The 935-nt window shown below is 44.5% G+C and carries 1 protein-coding gene; it reads left to right on the top strand.

The features are described from left to right. A partial coding sequence (locus AB4496_RS26540) for a SpoVR family protein (protein ID WP_372132890.1) occupies window positions 1-935 on the top strand: 935 nt, incomplete at both ends.

Consider the following 935-nt stretch of genomic DNA (forward strand, 5'->3'; position numbering starts at 1 on the left):
CTATTGTTCGCGAAAAAATACATTACCGATTGCGAAGAAAAGTATGGTGTGGCTGAAGTCGAGAAACTTCTCGATTCTTGTCATGCTCTCATGAACTACGGCGTAGACAGATACAAACGCCCAGAGAAGATTTCCATTGCGGAAGAAACCGCAAGACAAGAAGAACGTGAAGCTTACCTGCAATCTCAAGTGAATGAGCTGTGGAGGACCGTTCCCCAAAATAAAAGCAAGGAAGAAGAAACCAAGATACGTTTCCCTAGTGAGCCTCAAGAAAACATTCTCTACTTTATTGAAAAGAACGCCCCACTGCTTGAACCTTGGCAACGAGAGTGTGTTCGTATTGTTCGCAAGGTAAGTCAATACTTCTATCCTCAGAAACAAACTCAAGTAATGAACGAAGGCTGGGCAACCTTCTGGCATTACACCATTCTTAACCATCTTTACGACGAAGGCTTGGTGAGTGATAAGTTTATCTTAGAATTCCTACACAGCCACACCAGCGTGGTCGCACAACCCGCCTACAACAGCCCTTATTTCAGTGGGATAAACCCTTATGCGCTTGGCTTTGCAATGTTTAGAGACATTCGACGTATCTGTGAAGAACCAACCGATGAAGACAAAGAATGGTTCCCTGAGTTAGCCGGAAGTGATTGGTTAGAGGCGGTGCACTTTGCCATGCACAATTTCAAAGATGAAAGCTTTATCAGCCAATACCTTTCACCAAAAATCATTCGAGACTTTAAGTTGTTCTCTGTTCTCGACGACGACCGCAAAAACACCATTGAGATAAGCGCTATTCACGACGATCCGGGCTATCGCTTAATTCGTGAAAAGCTTGCGGCGCAGTACAATCTAAGCAACCTTGAGCCGAATATTCAGGTGTTTAATGTCGATGTTCGCGGTGACCGCTCGATGACACTGCAATATGTACCTCA

The sequence above is a fragment of the Vibrio sp. 10N.222.46.A1 genome, from assembly GCF_041473595.1.
GTDB lineage: Bacteria > Pseudomonadota > Gammaproteobacteria > Enterobacterales > Vibrionaceae > Vibrio > Vibrio tasmaniensis_A.